Origin of the sequence: Paenibacillus psychroresistens, assembly GCF_009728935.1 — a bacterium.
GTDB classification, from domain to species: Bacteria; Bacillota; Bacilli; order Paenibacillales; family NBRC-103111; genus Paenibacillus_AC; species Paenibacillus_AC psychroresistens.
The window spans coordinates 4,013,606-4,037,049 of the sequence record NZ_CP034235.1 but is presented as its reverse complement, the minus strand read 5'-3'; the positions used below and the strand labels follow the sequence as shown (position 1 = coordinate 4,037,049).

Here is a 23,444-nt window from a genome sequence, read left to right as displayed (position 1 = left end):
GGGAGGCATTCAAATGATTCAATGGAGTTTAATAGGATTAATTACCGTATTAGCGTTTTATAGTGATATTCGACTTTACATAATACCTAATTGGCTAACAGTCTCTGGCATACTGCTTGGACTATTCTATCATGTAGTTACAGGAGGTACGGAAGGTTTTATATATTCAATTAGCGGTATATGTGTTGGACTAATTTTGCTATTTATCTTGTATCTATTTGGAGCTATTGGTGCAGGTGACGTAAAGCTTTTTGCTGCTTATGGAGCTATTGCTGGAATGGAATTTGTATTTCAGAGCCTGATTTATACTTTGCTCTATGCCTGCTTAATTGGCTTGGTTGTTCTTGCAATTCAAAAAAAATTGTTTCACAGAATGATTTGGATCTTCAATACGCTATTTTCGTTTTTGATCATGAAGAATTGGTTAGTTTATAAGACTTTACCATCCAATCAAATGCTGCGATTTCCGCTTATGTGGGCTGTTTTACCAGCTATTTTCACCTATAGCTTAAGCATGAAAGGGATAATCTAATGACAACCAATTATATTTACGGATTGAAATACGCTTTGACCCTAAACCCTGAACCCTGCTTAGTTTTCTCTAAAGATAGCGTTTGGACTGAGGATGATTTGATTGCAATCGAAAAAAAGATGATGATTAGCTATCCAATCTCCAAGCTGCTGCCTTTGCAGATTAATGAAATGGATTTACAGATAACCTTATGTTATAGGTTTGGAACAAGAAGAACCTTAAGTCATGTGTTCCAGCACCAGCTATTAAGTGAAATGGAATGTATGCAACTATTAATTGCGATTGTATCTACGATATTAAATAGTAAAGCGCATTTGCTAAATGAAGAGAGATATCTAATTCAAGATTCTTTCATTTACTTAGGAGCCGATCATATGGATGTTAGTTTAGTCTATTTGCCGATCAAGGATCTTTCCGATAAACCCCCTTTACAACAGGAGTTATTAAAACTGACGAATAATCTATTAAGTAAACAAGATAGGGTTCAATCTCATTCCATAAGAAAAATATTCCTAATGCTGAACTCACCTCATTTTCAACTCACGGCATTGAAGGATTTACTTTTGGAAGTGATCTTAGAGTTGGACTTTCAGCCGGCAGCAACGATACTTCAGCCCGATCATACTTACGAACCATGGCTTCCACAGACAACCAAAGAACGTTTTATCCAATGGCGTTTGCCTAAGACTCATAATCCAACACTCTTAACTTTTTGCATTTTAATTATAATGTTAATCGGTACCTTGTACTTTATGTTTCCTACTGTAGGAAATCTTAATTTATGTCTAGGACTGTGTTTGATGGTGTTAAATATTGGTTTTATGATGAATCGTTCTTTAGCTAAAATGGAGACTGGAGAACTGCCAAGTGATCAGCGTTTAGGAAGCTTTAATCAACAACAGGTCCCGCTCGAACCAGCAACCGATTATTATGTGCACTTAGCAGATCAAACCACTTTGCTAACGTCTAATCATATTATTTCGGATGCAACTGTTTTACTGACTCCAGCACCAAAAGCTTTTTTAGAGTTAAAGCAAGGTGAAGAGTCCGAATTAATAAAAATATCCAATGATGCTTTTATTATTGGCAGAAGTACCGAAGCGGCGCATTTTAATGTAAATTGGATTGGTTTATCACGAACTCACTTTGAAATAAGTCGCTTAGAAAATGATTATCAAGTCAAAGATTTAGGTTCGAAGAATGGCAGCTTTCTTAATGATGAATCGATGGTTCCACATCAATCTTATCCGTTAAATGAAGGTGATTGTATTAAAGTTGTCGAAAAACAATTTATTTACAAAAAATTATAGTTTTATATACATATGTTGTGTTATAATTATGAATTGTGATCAGAATTCAATATAATACACGACGGGAGTTAACTGAAGAATCATGAGTCTTTTAACAGTAGAGGATTTAAGCCATAGCTTTGGAGGACGGACATTATTCAAGGATGTATCTTTTCGCTTGTTGGCTGGAGAGCATGTTGGATTTGTAGGAGCTAACGGTGTTGGTAAATCGACATTGATGAATATATTAACGGGACAATTATTGAAGGACAACGGAAAGGTCGAATGGACACCTAGAGTTCATTACGGTTATTTGGATCAGCATTCCAATCTTGCAGCTGGTAAAACAATTCGTGATGTGCTTAAAGATGCGTTTTTGCCATTGTTGGAGCAAGAGAAAGAGTTAATTCTAATTTCCGAGAAAATGGCTACAGCTTCAGTTGAGGAATTAGACGTGTTATTAGAAGATATGGGCAATATTCAAGAGCGTCTTGACTCCAGTGGGTTTTACTTGTTGGATGTTAAAGTAGACGAGCTAGCATATGGTTTGGGACTTGATGCTATTGGTTTGGATCGTGATGTTGCCTCATTAAGTGGAGGTCAGAGAACCAAGGTTTTGCTGGCTAAGCTTTTATTGGAACAACCGACAGTCCTGCTGTTGGATGAGCCAACGAACTATCTTGATGTTGAGCATATTGATTGGTTAACCAACTACTTGCAAAACTATCCTTATGCTTTTATGTTGATTTCCCATGATACTGAATTTATGAACAAAGTGGTCAATATTGTTTATCATTTGGAATTCACTAAGCTTACTCGTTACACAGCTAACTATGAAAAGTTCCTCCAGATGGCTGATATGAATAAAGCTCAACATATTGATGCGTATGAGAAACAACAGGATCACATTAAGAAAACCGAAGAGTTTATTGCGAAGAATAAAGCAAGAGCTTCCACCTCTGGACGAGCGAAAAGCCGCGAAAAGCAGCTGGATCGGATTGATCGGATTGAGAAGCCTGAGGATTCCATTAAACCAACCTTTAATTTCAAAGAATCACGCGCAAGCGGAAGAATTGTGTTTGAAGCTAAAGATATGGAGATTGGCTATGAATTTCCTCTGTTGCCGAGAATGACAATGTCAATTGAGCGCGGCGATAAAATCGCGATTGTTGGCTGTAACGGAGTCGGGAAATCAACATTATTGAAAACCATTCTGGGTAGAATCCAGCCTTATAGTGGCAGTACCTATCTTGGTGACTATTTATTTTCGGCTTATTTTGAGCAAGAAGTTAAGCTAGGCAATATCACACCGATTGACGATGTCTGGAATTCATTCTCACATATGACGCAAAGTGAAGTTCGTGGAGCTTTGGCGCGTTGCGGCTTAAAGAATGATCATATTACTCGTCCGCTTAGTAAGTTAAGTGGTGGAGAGCAAGCAAAAGTACGTTTATGCAAGCTTCTGATGCATCAGAGCAACTGGTTATTATTCGATGAGCCAACGAATCATTTGGACATTAAAGCCAAAGCTGAGCTGCAAAGAGCACTGAAAGAATACAAAGGCACAATTCTGCTTGTCTGCCATGAGCCTGACTTTTATGAGGATTGGGTAACCAAGGTTTGGGATGTTGAAGAATGGTCTCAACAAATAGCTAAATCATAAATTTGAAAGGGGAAATGAAACATGTTAACACACATCGTATTTTTTAAGTTGAAGGAACGTACACCTGAGGTTGTTCAGAAAACTAAAGAGGTTTTATTGAACATGGAGGGAAAAATTGAACAGCTACTGAGTATCGAAGTAGGAGTTGATGTCGTTCACTCAGAGCGTTCATTTGATATTGCCTTAGTAACGAAATTTAATTCGTTAGCGGACTTAGCGATCTATAATGTACATCCGCTTCACCAAGAAGTGATTGCTTATATGGGAACTGTAAGAGAAGCTGCTGTAAGTGTTGATTACGAAGCATAAAGCTACCAAAAGTTTGGTTTATTTACCATAAACCAGAGCATGATTACCATAAGCACAACATATAGCCAAACATTGAATCGTAATTTGTTGACAAGCTCTTGTCGATTGTTATGATCTGGTATAGCCAGCTTTCGGATAGTTGGAGAGAAAGCACGAGCTATAAAATATAACGAACTAACTAGAATGAATATGGTAATGAGTACCCATGAAGTGAGCCAAGATATATGACCAATCCACATCATTAAGACTCCAGAGGTTACTAGAACGTGACCACAATGCTTGGATAAGCGTACTGCAAGTGTGAAAGTAGGCAAATATATTTTCAATTCATCTGAGCTAGCAGTGCGTAACTTACGAACTAATGGGATAAGCACGAAAAAAGGTCCTAAAGATGGAATTACGCTAAGAATATGTAAGTAAAGTAAAAAAGAATAAATCATAAACCCTCCAGGAATGAAAACAGTGTAGTAGCCGCAAGCGATTTCTACACTGTTTTTGTTATATTACTTATAATGTTAATGGTAAATCATTGACCTTTAACTGTTAGTTAAACTGCACGAAATTCATGAACCCATACTTTAGCATGAGGGATCCAAGGCATACCTTTATGCATCGACAAGATATAATTCTTGTAAGTTTCGAAATCTGTATAACCTTCTGCTTTAGCATCTGCATCAGTCATATCACCTAAAGCTTGTTGATATACTTTAAAAACTTCAAAGGATTTTCCGCCTAGCTCCATTATTTCTCCTGGATCTGCGTAACGTCCATTTCGACGAGTAACGAGTTTCTCTCCACTAAGCACAAGCTTGACATCATCTTCAACTGTAATTAGTCGTTCAATGGAACAGGTTTTAGGTGCTAATACTTCTTCTGACATGTTGTAAGCCTCCAATAAATCACGATTTTAGTTTTACCATTGGTTATTGTACAATAAAACCAGACTCAATTACAAAAAATAGAAACTAGGGTGAACCGTTTGAATATTTTATCTGTGGAAAACTTGTCAAAAAGCTATGGCGAAAAAATCCTATTTAAGGATATTTCCTTTACTATTGCCGAAAAACAACGAATTGGATTGATTGGAGTTAACGGAACCGGAAAATCATCTTTACTGCGCATTGTAGCTGAATTGGATTCGCCAGATAGTGGTAAATTGGTGCATGCCAATCATTTCCGTGTGCAATATTTATCACAAAATCCGGAGTTTACGGAGACTGAGACTGTCTTGCAGCATGTTTTTGGTGGCGATTCTCCGTTAATGCAAACGATTCGTGATTATGAGATAGCCTTACAAGACCTGGAAACAGATTATGAAAGTGAACAGAAACAAGCTAAGCTGTTTGCTGTTCAGCAGCGTATGGATGATATGGATGCTTGGGATGCAAGCACACAGGCACAGATTATTCTTACAAAACTAGGTATCGAGGAATTCCATAAGCCAGTTTCCTTAATGTCCGGTGGACAAAAGAAGCGTGTAGCACTAGCTAGCGCACTTATCCATCCGGCAGATTTATTGATTCTAGATGAGCCTACGAACCATATTGATCATGAGACCGTAAAATGGCTTGAAGAGCATTTGGCTAAATATCGCGGTGCGCTTCTGCTCGTAACGCATGATCGTTATTTTCTGGACCGTGTGACAAATCGAATTTTTGAAATCAATTTTGGCAATCTTTATAATTATGAAGGTAATTATGAGGTTTATCTAGAGAAAAAAGCAGATCGCGAAGAGCAGGATGCTTCATCTGAGGATAAAAGGCAGAATTTGCTACGTCGTGAGTTAGCTTGGCTGCAGAAGGGCGCTAAAGCCAGAACAACCAAGCAAAAAGCAAGAATTGATCGGGCCGAGGAGTTGCGGGACCGTCATGTAGATGGACCTAGAGATATTATGGATATTGCGATCGGGGCAAGCCGTCTTGGCAAGAAAGTGATTGAGCTGATCGATCTTGAAAAAAGCTTTGAAGGTCAAACGATGATCAAGGATTTGAATTATATCGTTATGCCGCGTGATCGAATTGGGATTATTGGACCTAATGGGAGCGGTAAATCAACTTTGCTTAATTTATTAACAGGGCGATTGCAGCCTGACAAAGGTGTAATTGATGTTGGTTCTACTGTAAAGATCGCTTATTATACGCAAGAAAATGTTGAAATGGATGAAAAGCTGCGAGTAATTGAATATGTAAAGCAAGCCGCAGAGAACATTCGTACTACAGATGGCGAGACGATCTCAGCGTCACAAATGCTAGAGCGCTTCTTATTCCCATCCTCCTCACAATGGACGCCAATCGCCAAATTATCAGGTGGAGAACGCAGAAGATTGTATTTGCTGCGTACTTTAATGGGCGAGCCCAATGTATTACTACTGGATGAGCCAACCAATGATTTAGATATTCAAACATTGACGATCTTAGAGGATTATTTGGAACGTTTCCCAGGAGCAGTTATTACAGTTTCTCATGATCGCTATTTTTTAGATCGGACGGCTGAACACCTATTTGTTTTTGCTGGAGATGGAGAAATTCAGCGGTTTCAAGGAACCTGTTCCGAATATCTGGATCAGAAGCAATTTGAGAACAGTAAGGATTATATAAAGGCTGCAGCACCTGCACAACCGATTAAGCAAGCTCCACCAATTGTTGTCCCTACAACGATTGCAACTAACAGTAAACTTAAAAAGCTTAGCTTTAAAGAGCAAAAAGAATGGGAAGAAATCGAAGCGAAAATTGCGGCGATTGAGCTTCAAATCTCACAGCTCAAACAAGAAATTGCTAATAATGGCGCCAATTACGATAAAATTCAGCTGCTATTTGAAAAAGAACAAAAAGCTACTCAAGAGCTCGATGCAACGATGGAAAGATGGACGGAGCTGTCTGATTTGGTTGAGGAAATTAATCAACAAAACGCAGTCAATTCGCAGAAGCCATAAGATTATGGTATAATGTAACTTATTTATTAGGATAAGGCGGTTGTTAATAATATGATTAGCACAAGTGGAATTACCTTACGCTACGGGAGTCGCTCGTTGTTTGAGGATGTCAACATTAAGTTTATCCCTGGTAACTGTTACGGACTCATTGGAGCAAACGGTGCAGGAAAATCAACATTTCTCAAGATCTTGTCCGGTGAGATCGAACCTACACGTGGTGAGGTTCATATTAATCCGAATGAGCGTATGGCTGTTTTGAAGCAAAATCATTATGAATACGATGAGTATGAAGTGCTAAAAACAGTGGTTATGGGTCATGCTAAGCTGTATGCCATTATGGAAGAAAAAGATGCCATTTATGCTAAAGCAGAATTCAGTGATGAAGACGGGATGAAAGCCGCTGAGCTTGAGGGTGAGTTTGCTGAAATGAACGGTTGGGAAGCAGAATCCGATGCTGCCGAGTTATTAATTGGCCTAGGAATTCCAAAATCGATGCATGAGCTGCAAATGAAGGAACTATCCGGGAATGAAAAGATCCGTGTTTTACTAGCACAAGCCTTGTTTGGTACTCCAAACATCTTGCTGCTGGATGAGCCGACGAATCATCTTGATTTAGAATCGATTAAATGGTTGGAAAATTTCTTGGCTCGTTTTGACGGTACTGTTATTGTAGTATCTCATGATCGTCATTTTCTAAATCAGGTTTGTACTCATATTGCTGATATTGATTTCAGTAAAGTGCAAATGTATGTAGGGAACTATGATTTTTGGTATGAATCCAGCCAGTTAGCTACACGCTTATTGCGCGATGCTAATAAGAAAACGGAAGAAAAACGTTTGGAGCTAGAAGCATTTATTCGTCGCTTTAGTGCGAATGCATCGAAATCTAAGCAAGCCACTTCCCGTAAGAAGCAATTGGAAAAGCTAACATTGGAAGACATTCGTCCATCGTCTCGTAAATATCCTTTCATTAACTTCAAGTCTGAACGTGAAGCCGGTAAACAACTGCTTTCCATCGAGAATTTATCGAAGAAGGTTGGCGATGAGCAGGTATTGAATGGTTTAAATCTTCTTGTTAACAAAGGCGATAAAATTGCTCTTGTAGGTCCTAATGGTTTAGCTAAAACGACTTTAATGCAAATTCTAATTAAAGAAATCGAAGCGGATGCAGGCAGCTTTACTTGGGGTGTAACTACTTCTCAAGCTTATTTCCCTAAAGAAAATACAACCTATTTTAATAGCGATTTGCCTTTAGTTGATTGGCTTCGTCAATTCTCTAAAGAACAGGATGAAGGCTTCTTGCGCGGATTCTTAGGCAGAATGTTATTCTCCGGTGAAGAAGCTTTGAAAAAGGTCAGCGTGCTTTCTGGAGGAGAAAAGGTTCGTTCGATGTTCTCAAAAATGATGTTATACGGTGCAAACGTATTGTTATTGGATGAGCCAACGAATCACTTGGATTTGGAATCCATTACCGCATTAAACAATGGTTTAGTTGATTTTGATGGAACGATAATATTCGTTTCACATGATCATCAGTTCTTGCAAACCATTGCTAACCGGATTATTGAGTTTACTCCAACCGGGATCATTGATAAAGTTATGAGCTATGATGAATATTTAGAGAATAAAGATGTTCAAGAAATGCGCGAATTGGCATACAAGTAATCCATTTTGCACAAAGAAAAAGAGCTGGCGTTTACCGCAGCTCTTTTCTAATATCTATTTACTTAGCTTCCGCCAGTACGACGGCGTTGATTGTTGATTTTCTTAGTCATTTGGCTTTTTGCTTCCATATTCCCTGCCTTGAGGGATGGATTGTTTTTTTCATTCATTTGCGCTTGCTTGTTCTGAGATAATTTATTACGGATCGCATCTTTTAAAGTCATTTTCTTCGGTTCAACGGGAGTGGATTCGTTTTTAGTTTGATCGGACATCTGAACACCTCTTTTTAATGTTAATATCTTCATTGTAATGTTAAACTTAGTTGGAATCAAGCATAAACGATCTTCAACTGTTATAATAGCACTGTGGTTTATAAAAACGAGGAGGCTTACAAATGTCAAAGTCTATTTATGAAATTGAAGTTGCGAATGCAAAAGGCGAACCAAAAACTTTAGCCGAATATAAAGGCAATGCGCTTTTAATTGTTAATGTAGCATCTAACTGTGGATTTACACCGCAATATGAAGGGCTAGAAGCATTAAGTCAAGCTTATAAATCAAAAGGTTTACTCGTGCTTGGAGTTCCATCTAATGATTTCGGTGGTCAAGAGCCTGGTACCTTGGAAGAAATCCAAGAGTTCTGTAAATTAAATTATGGGGTTACTTTTGAATTGCTCGACAAAGTTCACGCTATAGGTGAAGAGATTCATCCTTTATATGCTTGGTTAAAGAGTCAATCTGAGCTTCATGATGATGTGAAATGGAATTTTGAAAAGTTTTTAATTTCTAAAGAAGGTGAGCTTCTTGGCCATTATTCCAGTAAAGTAGCTCCTGATGATTCCAGCCTTGCAGCTGATATCGAGAATGCTCTGTAAGTTCGAAAGATAAGGTGAAGGTAGGGAAATCTATGTTTGATCCAACGATTTATGAGAATATGAAGGTCGTCATTGAAGGGGCTGTATATGACCTTGATTTGGCAGGTGAAATATTAGTAACAAACCGTTCGGATCGGGTAGAACTTTCCACAATGTCGAGATCCTATAGTATTCAGTTTAAGCTTCTCGGACTTGGAGATGTGATGGCAGAATTATGTTTGGCTGCGGCAACTGAGGACCTAGCATCGGAAATTCTAGAGAAAACGACGATGACCCCTGGCTGTACGCTCCAAATTAACCTGCAAATGCAAATAGCGGATGTTGAAGAGGATTGTTCAGCAGCTCAGCACATATTGTTCGATATTTGGGGCAATAGCTGTGAAATAAGCCAAAAGCTTTCTTTTATTTACGGGAAGAATCATCACTCCAATTACCTCAATGAGATCTCTTTGGATTTCGGGCGGAAGTTTGGTGAAAGCCTTATTGATGATATTCCAAGTATGCTGGAGCACATCGTGCTTTCCATAGAACGTTTAAATGAGATAGGGGGCTAGCTATATGTTCGAACGAGATTATATTATGCGCATGTTAACTTCATTTACTGCTGTAGTGGCTCGCCTTATGGGATTAAGGAAGGAAATGAAGCATGAGCAGGTGTTTGTAGTAGTCAATGAAACCTTGGAGAAGTATTACCGTCTAAATAGCAAAATGATTCAATCGTTAACCGACCGTAATCTTCTGGAATTGTTATCTAGCAATGGTGAATTGGATAATGAAAAAGCTATCACCGTAGCTTACTTGTTGAAGGCGGAAGGGGAGAGTTATGAGGCTCTTGGCTCGACGGATGAAAGCTACAAGAGGTATTTAACGGCATTAACTTTGTATACAGCTGCTATTCAGAACGATGCAGTATTAGAAGAAATTGATATACTGCACGAAATCGATGACTTGTTAATTAGGCTTCAGAGCTACCAATTACCTGCACCCTATTTACTTCAATTGTTCGATTATTATAATAAAATTGAACAATATGATGCTGCTGAGAACAAGCTGTTCGAATTAGTTGAGGCAGAACCAATCATTGAGAATGCTGTTACCTTAGATATTTCGTTAAAAGGTGTTAAATTCTATAAAAAACTATTGCAGCTAGATGATGCTGAGCTGATAGCAGGTGGATTGCCTCGTAGTGAAGTCTTAGATGGGTTAGAACAATTTAAGCAAAAGGCATCCATTACAGAATGAAAAGACTACTAAAAAGAGGATGTCTGGTAATTCTCGTTTTAGGAATAGCTTATATTAGCATAATTACAATAAAAATGGTCCAGATTAGCCATCATGCACCTGAAGCAAATGCTAATAGCATGATCATCTTAGGTGCTAAGCTGAATGGAGACCAGCTTTCACTAGCATTGAAAAATCGCATGGATGTTGCATTGACCTATCTGAAAAGCAATCCTTCCACCCAAGTGATTGTTTCTGGAGGACAAGGCTCGGATGAACTAACCTCTGAAGCAGCAGCGATGAAAAACTATTTAATTAAAAATCAAATTGACGTCTCACGAATTCAAACAGAAGCTTTATCCACTTCAACCTTTGAGAACATTAAATTCTCCCGAAAATTAATTCAAGGTGAGAAAATTATCTTGGTTAGTAATGACTTTCATGTTTTAAGAGCTAAAATGATTGCAAAAAATCAAGGTTTGATTGTGGATACGTTAGCAGCACCAACACCTAAGTCAGTTAGAATTCAGCTTTATGGCAGAGAATATATCGCTTTAATCAAATCCTTTCTATTGGACCGATAGTAAGGATTTTTTCCATTTTTGATGGTGTCGAATAAGCACTAAATATGTTATAATGTGTTGATTTCAATCGTGATTTCGGATACTTGGAGATGGATCATTTGGCTCGTATTTTTCGTTTCTTAGGCTTACAAGCAGGGGATACGCGCAAGCTTGGAATAATGGGACCTGTTTTCTTCGCAGGTGGCGTAGCCGAATTACTTAGTTATACCGCATTTATGGCTCTATTTAATTTGCGCTTTGGAGTTAAATTTTTACCAATTGTTTATATCATAGAAGCGGTAATCTTACCGCTCGAAGGCTTAATTCTTTCCTACATAGCTAATCGAATGTCCAAACCGCAGCTGATGCGAACCTTATATATTCTGATGACAAGTACCGTGCTTATTAACGGAATTATTCTACTGATGATTCTCTATTTTAAATGGGATATTCGGTATTATTATCCGATTTTATTCTTATCCTCTAATTTCGTTGTTAGACAATTCTCTCTATTAATGTGGAGCCTAGCTTTTGATTTATGTCCGACCCAGCAAGCCAAACGACTGATGCCGATTTTTGTTGCCCTAGCAACTCTTGGTGGAATTACCGCAGGTCTTATTGCACAGGTTGTAGGGCCTTTGTTGGGAACAGAATATGTTTATTTCTTGGCCTCTTTAATTTTGATAGCTGGCTTTTGGAATTTCCGTAAAGCCATTCATGATTACTTAGTCCCGTTAACTTTAAAGCTAGATAAGAAAGAACGTCAAATTAACCAAACTGCTAGTAGTGGGCAAAGCAATCTAAAACAATTGCTTAAATCTCCATTTTTACTCTGTGCAGTTGGCTTAATGACCTTAATGCCTGCCTTGTATTTCTTAATAGAGTATCAATATTTTACAACTGCACAAGGATCATTTAGCAGCGAACATGAATTAACTTCTTTTTATGGACGGGTATTTACGATACTTTTTACTGTGTCGTTATTACTGCAGCTGGTTTCCGGCAAGCTGATGAATTGGCTGGGCGCAAGCAATATGCTGTTAGCCATTTCAGGCGTCTTTACGGGTGGGTTCATCCTTGCTGCTTGTTTTATTGATTCAAGATTTGCGCTAGTTGCGATCTCAATAAGTTATATTTTCATCTATTTGCTTTATTACTATTTTGCAGAGCCTTGTTATCAATTATTCTTTAAAATGCTTCCATTAGCACAACGAGATGGTTTCCGTTTTCTTGCACAAGGCATAGCTGCTTCAGCTGGGATTTTACTCGGAGCTTTATTATCCTTATTGAACTCTGGTGGCTATATCCCAATGACGATTCAAGCTATTCTTGGAATCATAGTCTCTGGAAGCCTTGTGGCTCTAGCCTGGTACAGTCGTCAATTATATATCAAGGAATTAATTAAAAGCATCCAAGGAATGAATTCGTTTGTCTCGGAAGTAGTTGCTTCTTTTTTAGGAGGTGTTCGCAATTCGAAAGCGATCACTGCTGTAATCGAGCTTTTGAAGCATCCTAATAATTATGTGCGTGAAATCGCCCTAGAGATTATGGCTCGATTCCAGGATGTTGCTTTATTGCCGCGGTTATTTGTTCTGGTACAGGACCCAAGCCCGCGAATTCGTTTAGCCGCTTTAAAAGCTATGAACTTACATAATGTTGATTTAATAGGAATGGTAACTGTTGCTGCATGCTTAGAAGATACCGATTATGAGGTTCGAGCTCAAGCCGTTAAGGTTATTGCTCAGGCGGATCACTTGAAGGAGCAAGCTCATTATTTTATTAGACTTAAGCTGCTTGATCCGGATCCACGAATTGTTACGGAAGGAATTAAGGCGTTGTATACGTTAAAAAGCACACAAAGCTATGCCGCTTGCGAAGAAGCTATTGATCGACTCCTGATGGAAGATGGAGACGCTCCTGTTCTAGTGTGCAATGTTATTCAAGCCTGTAATTTAACGCAGTTTAGCCGGCAAGTGAATGCGTTGCTCTGGGATGATCGCCCCGCTGTGAAGGTAGCAGCCGTGGAATGTTTAGGAAAATTAAAAGATGTCCACATTGTACCGCAGCTGTTAACCTTTTTCCCATTGGCTGATCATGAGCTGCATGAAGCTTCTTTGCAAGCCCTAATCGATTTAGGGGAGACGATAATTCCTGATTTAACAGACGTATTGAAGGAATCACATCCTATGATTTGGAGTGCTGCTGTTAAAGCACTGTCCAGTATATGGAATGAAACGGATGTAAAAGCGAGCTTAATCGAGCCTTGTATCGAACGAGTAACGCAGTTAAACACAGAAAGAAAATTCGTTTTTGCTCTTGAGCAAATGAATCACCTAGAATTGGCAAGCTTAGCCGAAAAAAGATTCTTAGAAATTCGCCAAGCGCTTCATGATGCCATTTGGTCTGTAATAGGAAGATTAGCAGATGCTGAGGTAGTTAATAAAGTCCGTCAAGCAATTGACGATGAGGATGAAGAAGTACGTGATAATGGACTTGAGGTTTTGGCAGAAGGATTAGGAGATCGTCGCTTAGCTTCTGTGTTACTTGAAGATATTAAGCAATGGGACCAGAAAACCGCGGATGACGTTACCGACTCAGACTCGTTAAACGTCGACTCTTTTGAATTTATTAAAGCAGAATTAGAGGCAAACGATCATTGGTTGAGGGTCATCGCAGTTGACGCCTTGTCGCGAAAGGAGATAGGTTCCATGCATGATGAACGTGTATATCTAAGCCTACTTGAAAGAGTTATTTTTCTTAAGCAAGTTCCGATGTTTGATAACCTGAGCTTAGAGGAGCTTGGCTTGATCGCAGATATTGCTAGAGAGGAATTTTATCCAGATGAAACGATTTTGCTTCGTGCTGGAGAGATTAATGATACTTTATATCTAATTATTTCAGGTAATGTTGAATTAAGCAGTGTTTCCTCTGAAGGCTTGGAAGGTTCGTTTGGTGTATTGGGTCCTAAAGAGTCCTTGGGAGATACTTCGATTTTGGAGCACATTCCTTCTTCACTTACCGGACAAGTTTTATTAGGTGAGATCCATGTCCTTGAGATGAATGGAGAGGACTTAACTCGATTAGTCAGACGTTACCCGGAAATTGGGATTGGGTTATTGAGAGCTGCAAGTCGCAGAGTCCGCCTATTAGAGAAGATGATTATTAAAATGGGCTGATGGGAGGAATTAATAGGTGAATTCGGATGGAAGCATGATCTTCGAAGATACCATTGAATTGATGAATGATTTAAGTGAGTTAAATCGTCTGACCCAAATCTTTCATGCCTTACTCACAGCCCAGAGGATCGATGAAAAAACACTATTTTACTTAAATCTAATTGGAGATGAACTGGTTACTAACATTATTTCTTATGGTTACGAGGATGAATTAGTGCATGTTATACAATTGCATTTTGCGATAACTCCATTGCAATGGACTTTAAAAATCGCCGATGATGGACGACCGTTTAATCCATTGGACCGGAAGAATCCGGATCTCAGTTTATCCGTTGAGGAAAGAGAAATAGGTGGACTAGGCATTCATTTCGTTAAACAGATTGTTGATGAGATCAGCTATGAACGTACAGAAGGCCATAATATCATTTTCATGAAAAAATATTGGACACTAAGAAAAGAGGAATGAATCATGGAAATTCAATTAAGTAAAATCGAACAGGTATTGAAGCTTAGCTTAAATGGACGATTGGATGGAGTTACAGCAAGTATAGTAGAAAAGGAATTTCAAGCCCAAATAGATTTAGGAGAAAGGTTATTTGTTTTTGATCTGACACATGTAAGTTATATAAGCAGTGCAGGCCTTAGAGCCGTGCTGATTGCTGCCAAAAAAACCAAGTCTGTGCAAGGAAAGCTAGCGTTTGTTGGTCTGGATGACAATGTTAAGGAAGTATTCGACATGTCAGGCTTCTCGACCATTCTCTCCATTTATTCCACTGAGCAAGAAGCCATCCAAGCTTTTCAAGCTTAATGAGGTTTTATACGGCTAGTAAGAACAGGAGGGCCATTGGATGCTTTATCTGATTTGTATATTGTTTTGTGCGACGCTCATCCCGTTAACCCTATATATTCTTAAAAATAACGAAAAAAATCGCGAACTAACCCGAACCAAAATCCTTTTCGAAGTCAGTTTGCAGCTAAATTCGACGATCAAGAAAAAAGAGCTGCTGCAGATCATCATGTCCACCACTGCCAAAGTATTAAATGCGGAAGCCTCTTCGATAATTTTAGTAGATAAAGTAAAAGGCGAGCTATATTTTGAAATAGCCACTGGAGCTAAAGAAAATGAAATTAAAGAGATTCGTTTAAAAATAGGCGAGGGTATTGCAGGCTGGGTTGCACAAACGGGGGAATCTATCCGAATTGATAATGCGTCAAGTGATGCACGCTGGTCTAACAAGGTATCTTCTAAACTTGATTTTCCAACTAAAAACTTATTGTGTGTGCCTGTACGAAGTCGCGGTGAAATTATCGGTGTCTTGCAGGTTCTGAATAAGCAGCGAGGGGCGCATTTTAATGCCATGGATTTACAGCTGCTAGAAATGATAGCTTCTCCCGCAGCCAGCGCTTTAGAAAATGCACAGTTATTTGAAGCTTTAGAAGAATCTATCCTAAGTCTTAAAGAAACAACGGCCGTTAAAGAGCGCATGGAAAGAGAGCTACAGATTGCCCAAGAAATTCAGATGAGCTTTCTGCCACAAAAACAATTTGTCTCAACATCAGCTGCCGAGCTTGAATCTTATCTTAAACCTGCTAAAGTCGTAGGCGGAGATTTCTATAATTATTTTTACATAGATGAGGATCGCCTGTTTATGACGCTTGGCGATGTGTCAGATAAAGGGATTCCCGCAGCATTGTTCATGGCAGTGGCGATGACTTTAATTAAGGGCACGATGCATGCAGAGATGGAACCGGCGGATTTACTTTATAGTGTTAACAATGGGTTGTGCAAGGATGACTCCAATATGTTTGCCACTATTTTCTGCGGGATTTTGAATATTCGTACAGGTCATTTTATTTATAGCGATGGTGGGCATTGTACGCCATACATTATTCGTAATACAGGAGAAATAGAGCCACTGGCCGTAATTAAAAGTTTGCCATTAGGTGCTTTTCCTGATGTAAGCTACCATAACCAAGAAACCATGCTTCAAACTGGCGATACGATTTTTGTCTATTCGGACGGAATAACAGAAGCAGAGAATGCTGCGCAGAAGCAATTTGGCACAACGCGTTTATTACAATCTTTGGCTAATGGCCAAACAATAACACTGCAAGCTTTACTTCAACAGCTCATTATTCAAGTAGAAGCTTTTGTGGATGGAGCTCCGCAGTTCGATGATACAGCTTTGCTAATGGCTCGATTTTCAGCAAATTCTTGAGAATCAAGAGGGGGGCATCATGATATCAATCGTGAATAGTACTTTGGAAGAAGTTGCTGAGGTTTGTAGATTGGATAAGCTAGTGTTTAGTGAGAAATGGGATATACCCCTTAGTGATGGTGAGACAGCGTGGCAAAATAACCAAGAAATCTATCGTTTTATTAAAGATGATGATAAAATCATGGGCTATCACTTTGTCGCACCTTTTCAACAATATGTATACGAGCAATTATTATCTGGTGAAATGGATGAAAAAAATGCATTGCCTTTTATTCTGAATTACGACGAATGTAACGAAGTCTATCTCTATGTATATTCCATAGTAGTCGATATGTCCGTTGAGAATTACAAGACGTACTCCAAACCACTTATACAAGATTTGGTAGACGTTATTCAAAGACTTAATGAACGTAATATCGAAGTTAAAGATTTTGGCTTTATTGCTATTACACATGCAGGTATACGTCTAGCTGAACTAATGGGCCTTACTTTTATTGAGGAATTTGAAAGTGATGAAAAACCTAACCCTCAGGTGTATCGTTCGGAGCCTAGACATTTCAAAAAAGAGAGTATTTTTCTAAAAGGGCAGGTTGCAAAATAAAAGCTTGCAAGTTTCCTACATATTATGTCACTATTTAACTAATATTGATTGTCAGATGATGCCTAGATTTGTCGAAAAACTAGCTAATTGTGGGAGGTTATATTATGTCCTTGCAGCATCGTATTCAAAAATCAGCAAAACCTAAAACTTCGGATATATCCGAGCACGTTAAACCAAAAACAGATCAATCCGCAGGGGCTAAACAATTAATGACTGCTGGTGCTGAAACTGCCATGTCACCCGCACATATCATGCAGCTTCAACGCACAGTTGGGAATCAAGCCGTTCAGCGTATGCTTGCTAACCAGAATACACCACTTCAACGGGAAGCAATGCCTGAAGAAGAATTGCAAATGAAGGCTGATCCGAATGCAATACAACGCGAGGAAGCTTCTGAGGACGAAATGGAAGAGCTGCAGATGAAGGCTGATCCGAATAAAATGCCAGGTAAAGTACAATCCAAAATGGAGAATACCTTTGGCGCTGATTTTTCGGATGTTAGAGTTCATGAAGGCAACAAAGCTAGCGATGTAGGTGCTCATGCCTATGCACAAGGCAGCGATATTCATTTTGCTCCAGGACAATATGATCCAGAAAGTCAATCAGGCCAAGAATTGCTAGGGCATGAACTGACACATGTTGTACAGCAACGTCAGGGTGAAGTGAAGCCAACTACACAAGTAAATGGCGTAGCCGTCAACGATGACCCTGGTTTAGAAAACGAAGCTGATCAGATGGGAAAAAAAGCTGCCTCACAACCTGATCTGGATATTTAAATTGTTGTGAAACCTGTCATTTTATGATAACTTAAAAGAGAGAATTTCGACGAAAAAGCGCTTATTTAGTCGTTTTTCTGCCTATGCGTTGATTTACTTGGTTTTTATTCATAGAGACGAGGCGTTTAGTTTGTCGAAGAACCTTTCTGATATCGATAAACGGTCCGAATCTAGTCCTATTTCACTAGTTGGTTATTCAAGCTATTGGGACTATTATATGGATTCTCTGAAGAAATTGGATATGATGGTTCAATTTCAGATGAATCGTATGCATAACATTCCATCTGATAATCCGCTTGACCAATTTAGAGGTTTATTGGTCACAGAAGATGAGGTTATCTCGCTGTTGCAGGATAAGGATGAGATTAGCGATTTGCAAGTAATGTGGGATGAAGAAAATGCGCAATTACTGTCATTTGAAGCAAACATTCGTCAGCGCTTGGAACTGAGCCCATCAATTCAGATACCTCTGAAACAAGCTGTAATGCGTTTTAATCTTACTCCACAAGAAGAGCAATGTGTTTTTCTTTGTCTCGCTGTGGAGCTGGACCGTAAGTATGAGAAAATTTACGGTTATTTGCAAGATGATGTGACCTGTAAATATCCTTCAGTCGATTTAATTCTTAATTTACTTTGCCATAATAAAGAAGAGAAGCTTCAGATTCGCCAATCTTTTGCAGCAAGCAGTAAATTAAGTAAATATTTTCTGAGAAAAGATGAGGAATCCAGTAGTAAAGGCTCCCTTCTTACAAAAATAATTAGATTAGATGAGCGAATGATTGCCTATTTGATAAATCCATCTGAATCTCTGCAAACATCAGCTTCCTATTATCAGATATATGAGCCAGTTGAAGTGTTAGAGAATTTGCTTATTGGTCAGGATATACATAATAAATTAATTAATTTTGCCGCTTCAAGCTTTGAAGGTAGTGAAGAACCCTTACATAACCGTCTGACTTTTAATTTATGGGGCAATTCGGGCATGGGTAAGAAGCTCCAAGTAAAGCATTTCTGTCAGCACCTGGATAAGAAATTGATTATAGTTGATCTGCGTGTGCTGCGTGAGAAAACTCAGGAATATGCTGTTCCTCTTGAACACATTTTTCGAGAAGCCACTCTGCATGACGCTGTGATAGCATTTCAACATTATGAGATTATGTTTGAGGAGGATGAGGCAACTCGACGTGTTCAATCTAAGATCAATCTCGAAATGAATGATTTTAATGGCATCCTTTTTTCACTATCGAGCAAGCCTTGGAAACCAAACGAACATAATCGTCAGCAAATTTTCATCTCTATTGAGTTATCTATTCCTGAGGATGAAGAGCGTATACAGCTCTGGAGAGCTTTTGGGAATAAATACACATTCGAAGCTGGCTTTGACTGGGGAGTAATGGCAAGTAAGTTTAAGTTCAGCCCCGGCCAAATTAAACAATCGCTGGTTACAGCCGATTATTATGCAAAGTGGCGGAATCACGAGGAGATCAGCATTTCCTCAGAAGAGCTGCATAAAGCTTGCTACGATCAGGTGCAGCACAAGCTAGAGAGCAAGGCCACCCATATTAAACCTAAACGTTTATGGGATGAAGTTATTTTACCGCCCGAACAGAAAGAATTGTTGCGTAATGCCTGCAATCAAGTGAAGTTTAGACATATTGTTTATGGAGAATGGGGCTTTGAGAAGAAACTTTCCTATGGAAAAGGTGTCAGTATACTTTTTGCAGGACCACCAGGAACAGGTAAAACGATGTCAGCTGAAGTTGTTGCTAAAGAGCTAATGCTCGAAATTTATAAAATTGATCTATCGCAGGTGATCAGTAAGTACATAGGTGAAACCGAGAAGAACCTTCACGAAATTTTTCATGAAGCCCAATTCAGTAATGCGATCTTGTTTTTTGATGAAGCAGACGCATTGTTCGGTAAACGTTCAGAGGTCAAAGATTCGCATGATAAATATGCTAATATTGAAACGGCTTATTTACTCCAAAAAATCGAAGAATACGCTGGTATTACCATATTAGCAACAAATTTCTCACAGAATATCGATGATGCCTTCATGAGACGTTTGAATTATGTGATTAAATTTCCGTTTCCCGATGCCGAATATCGCGAGAAAATTTGGAGATCAATGTTTCCAACAGAAGCACCCCAGAACGAAGATATTGATTTTAAATTTATTGCACAAAAGTTTGAAATAGCTGGCGGCAATATTAAGAATATCGTTGTATCCGCAGCATTTCTAGCAGCAGTTAGCAACCAATCCATTGGAATGAACCACATTATCCAAGCGGCCCGACACGAATTAAAGAAGTCTGGAAAGCTTCTGCTTAAAGAGGATTTAGGCGAATACGATATGATGTGAAGATTGGGGTGAATATAATCGCTCAATATACAGTGATTGCAGATGTTGGAATTACTATTGTCCAGCTTTTGCGTGATAACATGGTTAATGAACCGATTCAACAACCCGAATTTATCGGATTGAGTCATCCCAATGATAAAGGTGATTTAAGTCTTTCCTTATTCCTATATTCAGTCAAAGAGAGTGCTGATCGACAGACCCAAATGCTCAGCAGAGGGCAGAGCACCTTGCAATATCCGCCATTAACGGTTGAATTGTTCTATATGTTAACTGCTCATTCTGCTGCCGAGCTGCAAACCCGAGCTTTGGATGAACAGCGCATATTGGGAAAAGCATTGCAGGTGCTTTATGATAATTCGATTATTAAAGGACAAGCGCTTCAAGGTTCGCTTGCAGATACGAATGAAGAGCTGCGTATAGTCATGGAAAATTTACCCTTAGATACACTAATTAGTTTGTTTCCTAATTCACCCTATAAGCTTTCAGTATGTTTTTCCGTAGGTCCCGTTTATATAGATTCCACACGTATAAAAGCAACAAAACGCGTTGTTGAAAGAGATATCAGCATAACCGGATAGGAGTCAATCCATTGGAATATGTGAGAAGTGTAAAAATCAAGACAAGCTTTTCATTTGCAGTTAGTCTAATTGATTCTTATACAAGCGCTCCAGCTATAGGAAAAGATCATATAGTATCCATTCAAGGCTTAACAGTAAAGCCAATTCCTAAAATCGATGGTTACTATATATTCACTGACTTACCTATACAAAGCTATCAGGTTGTTGTCCAATCTAAGTTTTACGTGCAAGAAATCATAGAGGTTTCACTAGATTTACTCGATTCTAATGAGCCTATTCTTTATGTACCTTTAATGCCCAATTCACAGTATCCTTTCGGTGAAGAAGCAACATCACTTGTCGCACTAGTTAAAGATGCTCAGGAAAACGCCGTTTATCAAGCAAGAGCAAGGGCAACGGTTACCAGTGTGGAATGTGTAAAAGCCAAATTGGCTCAAGATAGTAAAGAAGAGAGCCCGGATCAAATCTTTCTTGCACAAATAGCTGGGAAATTAACCATTGGAGATCGGTTTTTATTGCAAAACAGTTCAGGTAAATCTGAATATTGCCGATTGGTGAAGGTCGATGAAGTTACTCGTTGCTGCAGCTTAGAAAAGCCGCTGCAATCTACCTACGAAAAAGGAAGTCTGCTATTTCCAGTTATTGAATCTATAAGTGATGTTAAGGGAGAAGTGCTCTTATTCTTCAAACCCAACCGCATCCCAACCTTCGGAATCACGCTAGAGTTAACATATGGCAACAAAAAGCTGATTCAAGATTTAACATTGCAGCAAGGCGTTATCAAAAGCTTAGGTATCATCCGACTAGTAAATTGAATTCATAAATGCAATCATTTATGGCCATTCAATTTTCTATATAAAAGGTTACGAAAGGAGGAACTGGTTTTGGATTTTGATTATTTACTAAAAATCTAAAGCTGGGTAAAAATGGCAGAATATTTATCACCTGGAGTCTATGTTGAAGAGTTTGATAGTGGCGGACAGCCTCTGGAGGGCGCCAGTACAAGTACAGGCGGGTTCATTGGTTTAGCTCAAAGAGGTGCTATTGCTGGGCTTCCTGAATTGGTTACAGGAATCAATGACTTTAATCGTATTTTCGGTTCTTATTTATCCGAGAATGCATTTGGGGAGTTTCGTTTCTTAGCCTATGGCGTTGAACAGTTCTTCATGAATGGAGGCTCACGTTGTTATGTAATGCGTGTTGCTCCATCGGATGCAAAGGCTGCAGACAATGCTGCTGTTGCAAGTCCTCTTGGAATAACTGCGAAAAATCCAGGTTCATGGGGAAATCAAATTCGTGTGGTTATTTTGCCTTCAAGCAAAGCAAAAACACAAATTTATGAATCAGTTGGCGCTAATAAGTATCGTGTTAAAAACTCGGCTGGTTTTAATACAGGCGATGTAATCATTTTTGACGATGGTGCTACACAAGAATACAGCCAAGTGGTTTCTTCACTTGATAATGTAATTGAGTTGTCATCCGAGCTTTCTGGTGATCCAACAGACAATAATCTTTTGCCTGTTAAAGTGTTAAAAACTAGTGAATTTACCGTTCAAATATTCTATGGAAGTGAAGCGGAAGAATTTGAAAGATGTTCATTGAATGTCTCCGCAGCTAACCATGTAAGTAAAATCCTTGCTAAATCCAATATTGTTCTAGTTGAAGATAATAGCTCAGCTGCAGCAACACCAACAACGCCGTTCCAGCTTCTTACTGGGGAAACAGCGGATGCAGGTAAGTTCCAAATCACTCTTTCTGGTGGTAGCGATGGTTCATTCGATAATATCACACCAGATATCTATATCGGAGATGAATCAGGTGGACCTGGTAAAAGAACAGGAATTAAAGCTTTTATTGATAATGATGAAGCTAGCATTATGGCTATTCCTGGTGTTACAGATCCGAATGTTCAGCTTTCCCTTGTTGCTCATTGCGAAAACTTGAAAAGCAGATTTGCTATTCTTGATATTCCGCGCGATAAGAAAAAAGTAGCTGATGTAATGACTCACCGTAATATTTTTGATACGAATTATGCAGCACTTTACAATCCTTGGTTGCAGGTATTTGATCCATTAGATAAACGCAATATTTTCGTTCCTCCATCAGGTTCAATGGTGGGTGTTTATTCCAGATCCGATCAATCCCGTGGCGTACATAAAGCACCGGCGAATGAAGTGGTTCGTGGCGTAACTGGCTTGGATTGCCAATATAACACAGGCGAGCAAGACATTCTGAATCCCAAAGGCGTTAACCTTATCCGTACATTTACAGGACAAGGCATTCGTGTTTGGGGAGCAAGAACGGCATCATCCAATGGCCTTTGGAAATATATCAACGTTAGACGTTTGTTTATTTTCCTAGAGCAATCCATTAAAAGTGGAACCAATTGGGTTGTATTCGAACCCAATGATGAACAGCTCTGGGCTAGAGTAGCCCGTACTATCGATGCCTTCTTGACTCGTGTATGGAGAGATGGAGCTTTGATGGGCAATAGCCCGCAAGAAGCCTTCTACATTAACATCGGTCGCAGCACGATGACACAGGATGATATTGACAATGGTCGTTTGATTTGTGTGATTGGTGTAGCACCTGTTAAGCCTGCCGAGTTCGTAATCTTCAGAATTACGCAAAAAACAAGCGAGGAATAATCGATCTTTCAAAAATATTAAACATGGAAGGGGTTTACA

Annotated in this window: 23 protein-coding genes; 20 read left to right on the top strand and 3 right to left on the bottom strand. The window is 39.0% G+C overall.

Annotation, left to right across the window (positions count from 1 at the left end; all coding sequences use genetic code 11):
* The first annotated feature begins 13 nt into the window (after positions 1–13).
* The 4 genes from EHS13_RS18275 to EHS13_RS18260 all read left to right on the top strand — a co-directional run bounded on the left by EHS13_RS18275 (position 14) and on the right by EHS13_RS18260 (position 3,793).
* Positions 14–532, top strand: coding sequence for an A24 family peptidase (locus EHS13_RS18275; protein ID WP_162463158.1), 519 nt, complete (start codon positions 14–16; stop codon positions 530–532).
* The gene (locus EHS13_RS18270) at positions 532–1,842 is read left to right on the top strand and encodes a DUF6382 and FHA domain-containing protein (RefSeq protein ID WP_155701741.1); all 1,311 of its coding nucleotides are present in this window, start codon (positions 532–534) and stop codon (positions 1,840–1,842) included. Before EHS13_RS18275 ends, EHS13_RS18270 begins: the two co-directional genes overlap by 1 nt.
* An 82-nt stretch (positions 1,843–1,924) precedes the next feature.
* Positions 1,925–3,484, top strand: a complete 1,560-nt coding sequence (locus tag EHS13_RS18265) for an ABC-F family ATP-binding cassette domain-containing protein (protein ID WP_155701740.1) — start codon at positions 1,925–1,927, stop codon at positions 3,482–3,484.
* A 21-nt stretch (positions 3,485–3,505) separates the two neighbouring features.
* Entirely contained in the window at positions 3,506–3,793 is a 288-nt protein-coding gene (locus EHS13_RS18260; RefSeq protein WP_155701739.1) for a Dabb family protein, read from the top strand.
* A 2-nt stretch (positions 3,794–3,795) separates the two neighbouring features.
* Here EHS13_RS18260 and EHS13_RS18255 read toward each other — a convergent pair whose 3' ends face one another.
* The gene (locus tag EHS13_RS18255; protein ID WP_155701738.1) at positions 3,796–4,233 is read right to left on the bottom strand and encodes a hypothetical protein; all 438 of its coding nucleotides are present in this window, start codon (positions 4,231–4,233) and stop codon (positions 3,796–3,798) included.
* Positions 4,234–4,340: 107 nt separating this feature from the next.
* Positions 4,341–4,673 carry an ASCH domain-containing protein gene (locus EHS13_RS18250; RefSeq protein WP_155701737.1) on the bottom strand — a complete coding sequence of 111 codons (333 nt, stop codon included), beginning with the start codon at positions 4,671–4,673 and terminating at the stop codon, positions 4,341–4,343.
* A 99-nt stretch (positions 4,674–4,772) separates the two neighbouring features.
* Here EHS13_RS18250 and EHS13_RS18245 point away from each other — a divergent pair, with 99 nt between their 5' ends.
* Both EHS13_RS18245 and EHS13_RS18240 read left to right on the top strand, forming a co-directional pair.
* Complete coding sequence (locus tag EHS13_RS18245) at positions 4,773–6,725, top strand: ABC-F family ATP-binding cassette domain-containing protein (RefSeq protein ID WP_155701736.1); 1,953 nt, start codon at positions 4,773–4,775, stop codon at positions 6,723–6,725.
* 51 nt (positions 6,726–6,776) lie between these two features.
* Positions 6,777–8,390, top strand: coding sequence for an ABC-F family ATP-binding cassette domain-containing protein (locus EHS13_RS18240; RefSeq protein ID WP_155701735.1), 1,614 nt, complete (start codon positions 6,777–6,779; stop codon positions 8,388–8,390).
* Between the two features lie 62 nt (positions 8,391–8,452).
* On the opposite strand, the gene EHS13_RS18235 is transcribed toward EHS13_RS18240, so the two are convergent.
* Entirely contained in the window at positions 8,453–8,659 is a 207-nt protein-coding gene (locus EHS13_RS18235; RefSeq protein WP_155701734.1) for a hypothetical protein, read from the bottom strand.
* Positions 8,660–8,781: 122 nt separating this feature from the next.
* Between EHS13_RS18235 and EHS13_RS18230 the strand changes: the two genes are divergently transcribed.
* The 14 genes from EHS13_RS18230 to EHS13_RS18165 all read left to right on the top strand — a co-directional run bounded on the left by EHS13_RS18230 (position 8,782) and on the right by EHS13_RS18165 (position 23,405).
* Positions 8,782–9,261, top strand: coding sequence for a glutathione peroxidase (locus EHS13_RS18230; RefSeq protein ID WP_155701733.1), 480 nt, complete (start codon positions 8,782–8,784; stop codon positions 9,259–9,261).
* A gap of 32 nt (positions 9,262–9,293) precedes the next feature.
* Complete coding sequence (locus EHS13_RS18225) at positions 9,294–9,815, top strand: hypothetical protein (RefSeq protein ID WP_155701732.1); 522 nt, start codon at positions 9,294–9,296, stop codon at positions 9,813–9,815.
* A gap of 4 nt (positions 9,816–9,819) precedes the next feature.
* Positions 9,820–10,503 carry a DUF6483 family protein gene (locus tag EHS13_RS18220; RefSeq protein WP_155701731.1) on the top strand — a complete coding sequence of 228 codons (684 nt, stop codon included), beginning with the start codon at positions 9,820–9,822 and terminating at the stop codon, positions 10,501–10,503.
* Positions 10,504–10,577: 74 nt separating this feature from the next.
* Positions 10,578–11,066 (top strand): YdcF family protein, encoded by a 489-nt coding sequence (locus EHS13_RS18215; RefSeq protein WP_227013981.1) that lies wholly within the window; start codon positions 10,578–10,580, stop codon positions 11,064–11,066.
* A 98-nt stretch (positions 11,067–11,164) separates the two neighbouring features.
* A complete protein-coding gene (locus EHS13_RS18210) occupies positions 11,165–14,221 on the top strand; it encodes a HEAT repeat domain-containing protein (protein WP_162463157.1) in 3,057 nt (1,018 codons plus the stop codon).
* A 16-nt stretch (positions 14,222–14,237) separates the two neighbouring features.
* Entirely contained in the window at positions 14,238–14,687 is a 450-nt protein-coding gene (locus tag EHS13_RS18205; RefSeq protein ID WP_155701728.1) for an ATP-binding protein, read from the top strand.
* Between the two features lie 3 nt (positions 14,688–14,690).
* Positions 14,691–15,029, top strand: coding sequence for an STAS domain-containing protein (locus EHS13_RS18200; protein ID WP_155701727.1), 339 nt, complete (start codon positions 14,691–14,693; stop codon positions 15,027–15,029).
* A gap of 40 nt (positions 15,030–15,069) precedes the next feature.
* On the top strand, positions 15,070–16,440 hold the full coding sequence (locus tag EHS13_RS18195) for a PP2C family protein-serine/threonine phosphatase (RefSeq protein WP_155701726.1): 1,371 nt from the start codon (positions 15,070–15,072) through the stop codon (positions 16,438–16,440).
* Between the two features lie 19 nt (positions 16,441–16,459).
* Positions 16,460–17,041 carry a hypothetical protein gene (locus EHS13_RS18190; RefSeq protein ID WP_155701725.1) on the top strand — a complete coding sequence of 194 codons (582 nt, stop codon included), beginning with the start codon at positions 16,460–16,462 and terminating at the stop codon, positions 17,039–17,041.
* Between the two features lie 104 nt (positions 17,042–17,145).
* Entirely contained in the window at positions 17,146–17,817 is a 672-nt protein-coding gene (locus EHS13_RS18185; RefSeq protein ID WP_227013980.1) for an eCIS core domain-containing protein, read from the top strand.
* A 130-nt stretch (positions 17,818–17,947) separates the two neighbouring features.
* A complete protein-coding gene (locus tag EHS13_RS18180) occupies positions 17,948–20,179 on the top strand; it encodes an ATP-binding protein (protein WP_155701724.1) in 2,232 nt (743 codons plus the stop codon).
* A gap of 8 nt (positions 20,180–20,187) precedes the next feature.
* The gene (locus EHS13_RS18175; RefSeq protein WP_227013979.1) at positions 20,188–20,757 is read left to right on the top strand and encodes a Pvc16 family protein; all 570 of its coding nucleotides are present in this window, start codon (positions 20,188–20,190) and stop codon (positions 20,755–20,757) included.
* An 11-nt stretch (positions 20,758–20,768) separates the two neighbouring features.
* Positions 20,769–21,572, top strand: a complete 804-nt coding sequence (locus EHS13_RS18170) for a hypothetical protein (protein WP_155701723.1) — start codon at positions 20,769–20,771, stop codon at positions 21,570–21,572.
* Positions 21,573–21,683: 111 nt separating this feature from the next.
* Positions 21,684–23,405, top strand: a complete 1,722-nt coding sequence (locus EHS13_RS18165; RefSeq protein WP_155701722.1) for a phage tail sheath family protein — start codon at positions 21,684–21,686, stop codon at positions 23,403–23,405.
* The last annotated feature ends 39 nt before the right edge of the window (positions 23,406–23,444 follow it).

Bases quoted from the DNA above. Each gene is read 5' to 3' on its own strand.
- EHS13_RS18275 (WP_162463158.1), top strand. From the start codon at position 14: ATGATTCAATGGAGTTTAATAGGATTAATTACCGTATTAGCGTTTTAT.
- EHS13_RS18270 (WP_155701741.1), top strand. From the start codon at position 532: ATGACAACCAATTATATTTACGGATTGAAATACGCTTTGACCCTAAAC.
- EHS13_RS18265 (WP_155701740.1), top strand. From the start codon at position 1,925: ATGAGTCTTTTAACAGTAGAGGATTTAAGCCATAGCTTTGGAGGACGG.
- EHS13_RS18260 (WP_155701739.1), top strand. From the start codon at position 3,506: ATGTTAACACACATCGTATTTTTTAAGTTGAAGGAACGTACACCTGAG.
- EHS13_RS18255 (WP_155701738.1), bottom strand. From the start codon at position 4,233: ATGATTTATTCTTTTTTACTTTACTTACATATTCTTAGCGTAATTCCA.
- EHS13_RS18250 (WP_155701737.1), bottom strand. From the start codon at position 4,673: ATGTCAGAAGAAGTATTAGCACCTAAAACCTGTTCCATTGAACGACTA.
- EHS13_RS18240 (WP_155701735.1), top strand. From the start codon at position 6,777: ATGATTAGCACAAGTGGAATTACCTTACGCTACGGGAGTCGCTCGTTG.
- EHS13_RS18235 (WP_155701734.1), bottom strand. From the start codon at position 8,659: ATGTCCGATCAAACTAAAAACGAATCCACTCCCGTTGAACCGAAGAAA.
- EHS13_RS18230 (WP_155701733.1), top strand. From the start codon at position 8,782: ATGTCAAAGTCTATTTATGAAATTGAAGTTGCGAATGCAAAAGGCGAA.
- EHS13_RS18225 (WP_155701732.1), top strand. From the start codon at position 9,294: ATGTTTGATCCAACGATTTATGAGAATATGAAGGTCGTCATTGAAGGG.
- EHS13_RS18220 (WP_155701731.1), top strand. From the start codon at position 9,820: ATGTTCGAACGAGATTATATTATGCGCATGTTAACTTCATTTACTGCT.
- EHS13_RS18215 (WP_227013981.1), top strand. From the start codon at position 10,578: ATGGTCCAGATTAGCCATCATGCACCTGAAGCAAATGCTAATAGCATG.
- EHS13_RS18200 (WP_155701727.1), top strand. From the start codon at position 14,691: ATGGAAATTCAATTAAGTAAAATCGAACAGGTATTGAAGCTTAGCTTA.
- EHS13_RS18195 (WP_155701726.1), top strand. From the start codon at position 15,070: ATGCTTTATCTGATTTGTATATTGTTTTGTGCGACGCTCATCCCGTTA.
- EHS13_RS18190 (WP_155701725.1), top strand. From the start codon at position 16,460: ATGATATCAATCGTGAATAGTACTTTGGAAGAAGTTGCTGAGGTTTGT.
- EHS13_RS18185 (WP_227013980.1), top strand. From the start codon at position 17,146: ATGTCCTTGCAGCATCGTATTCAAAAATCAGCAAAACCTAAAACTTCG.
- EHS13_RS18165 (WP_155701722.1), top strand. From the start codon at position 21,684: ATGGCAGAATATTTATCACCTGGAGTCTATGTTGAAGAGTTTGATAGT.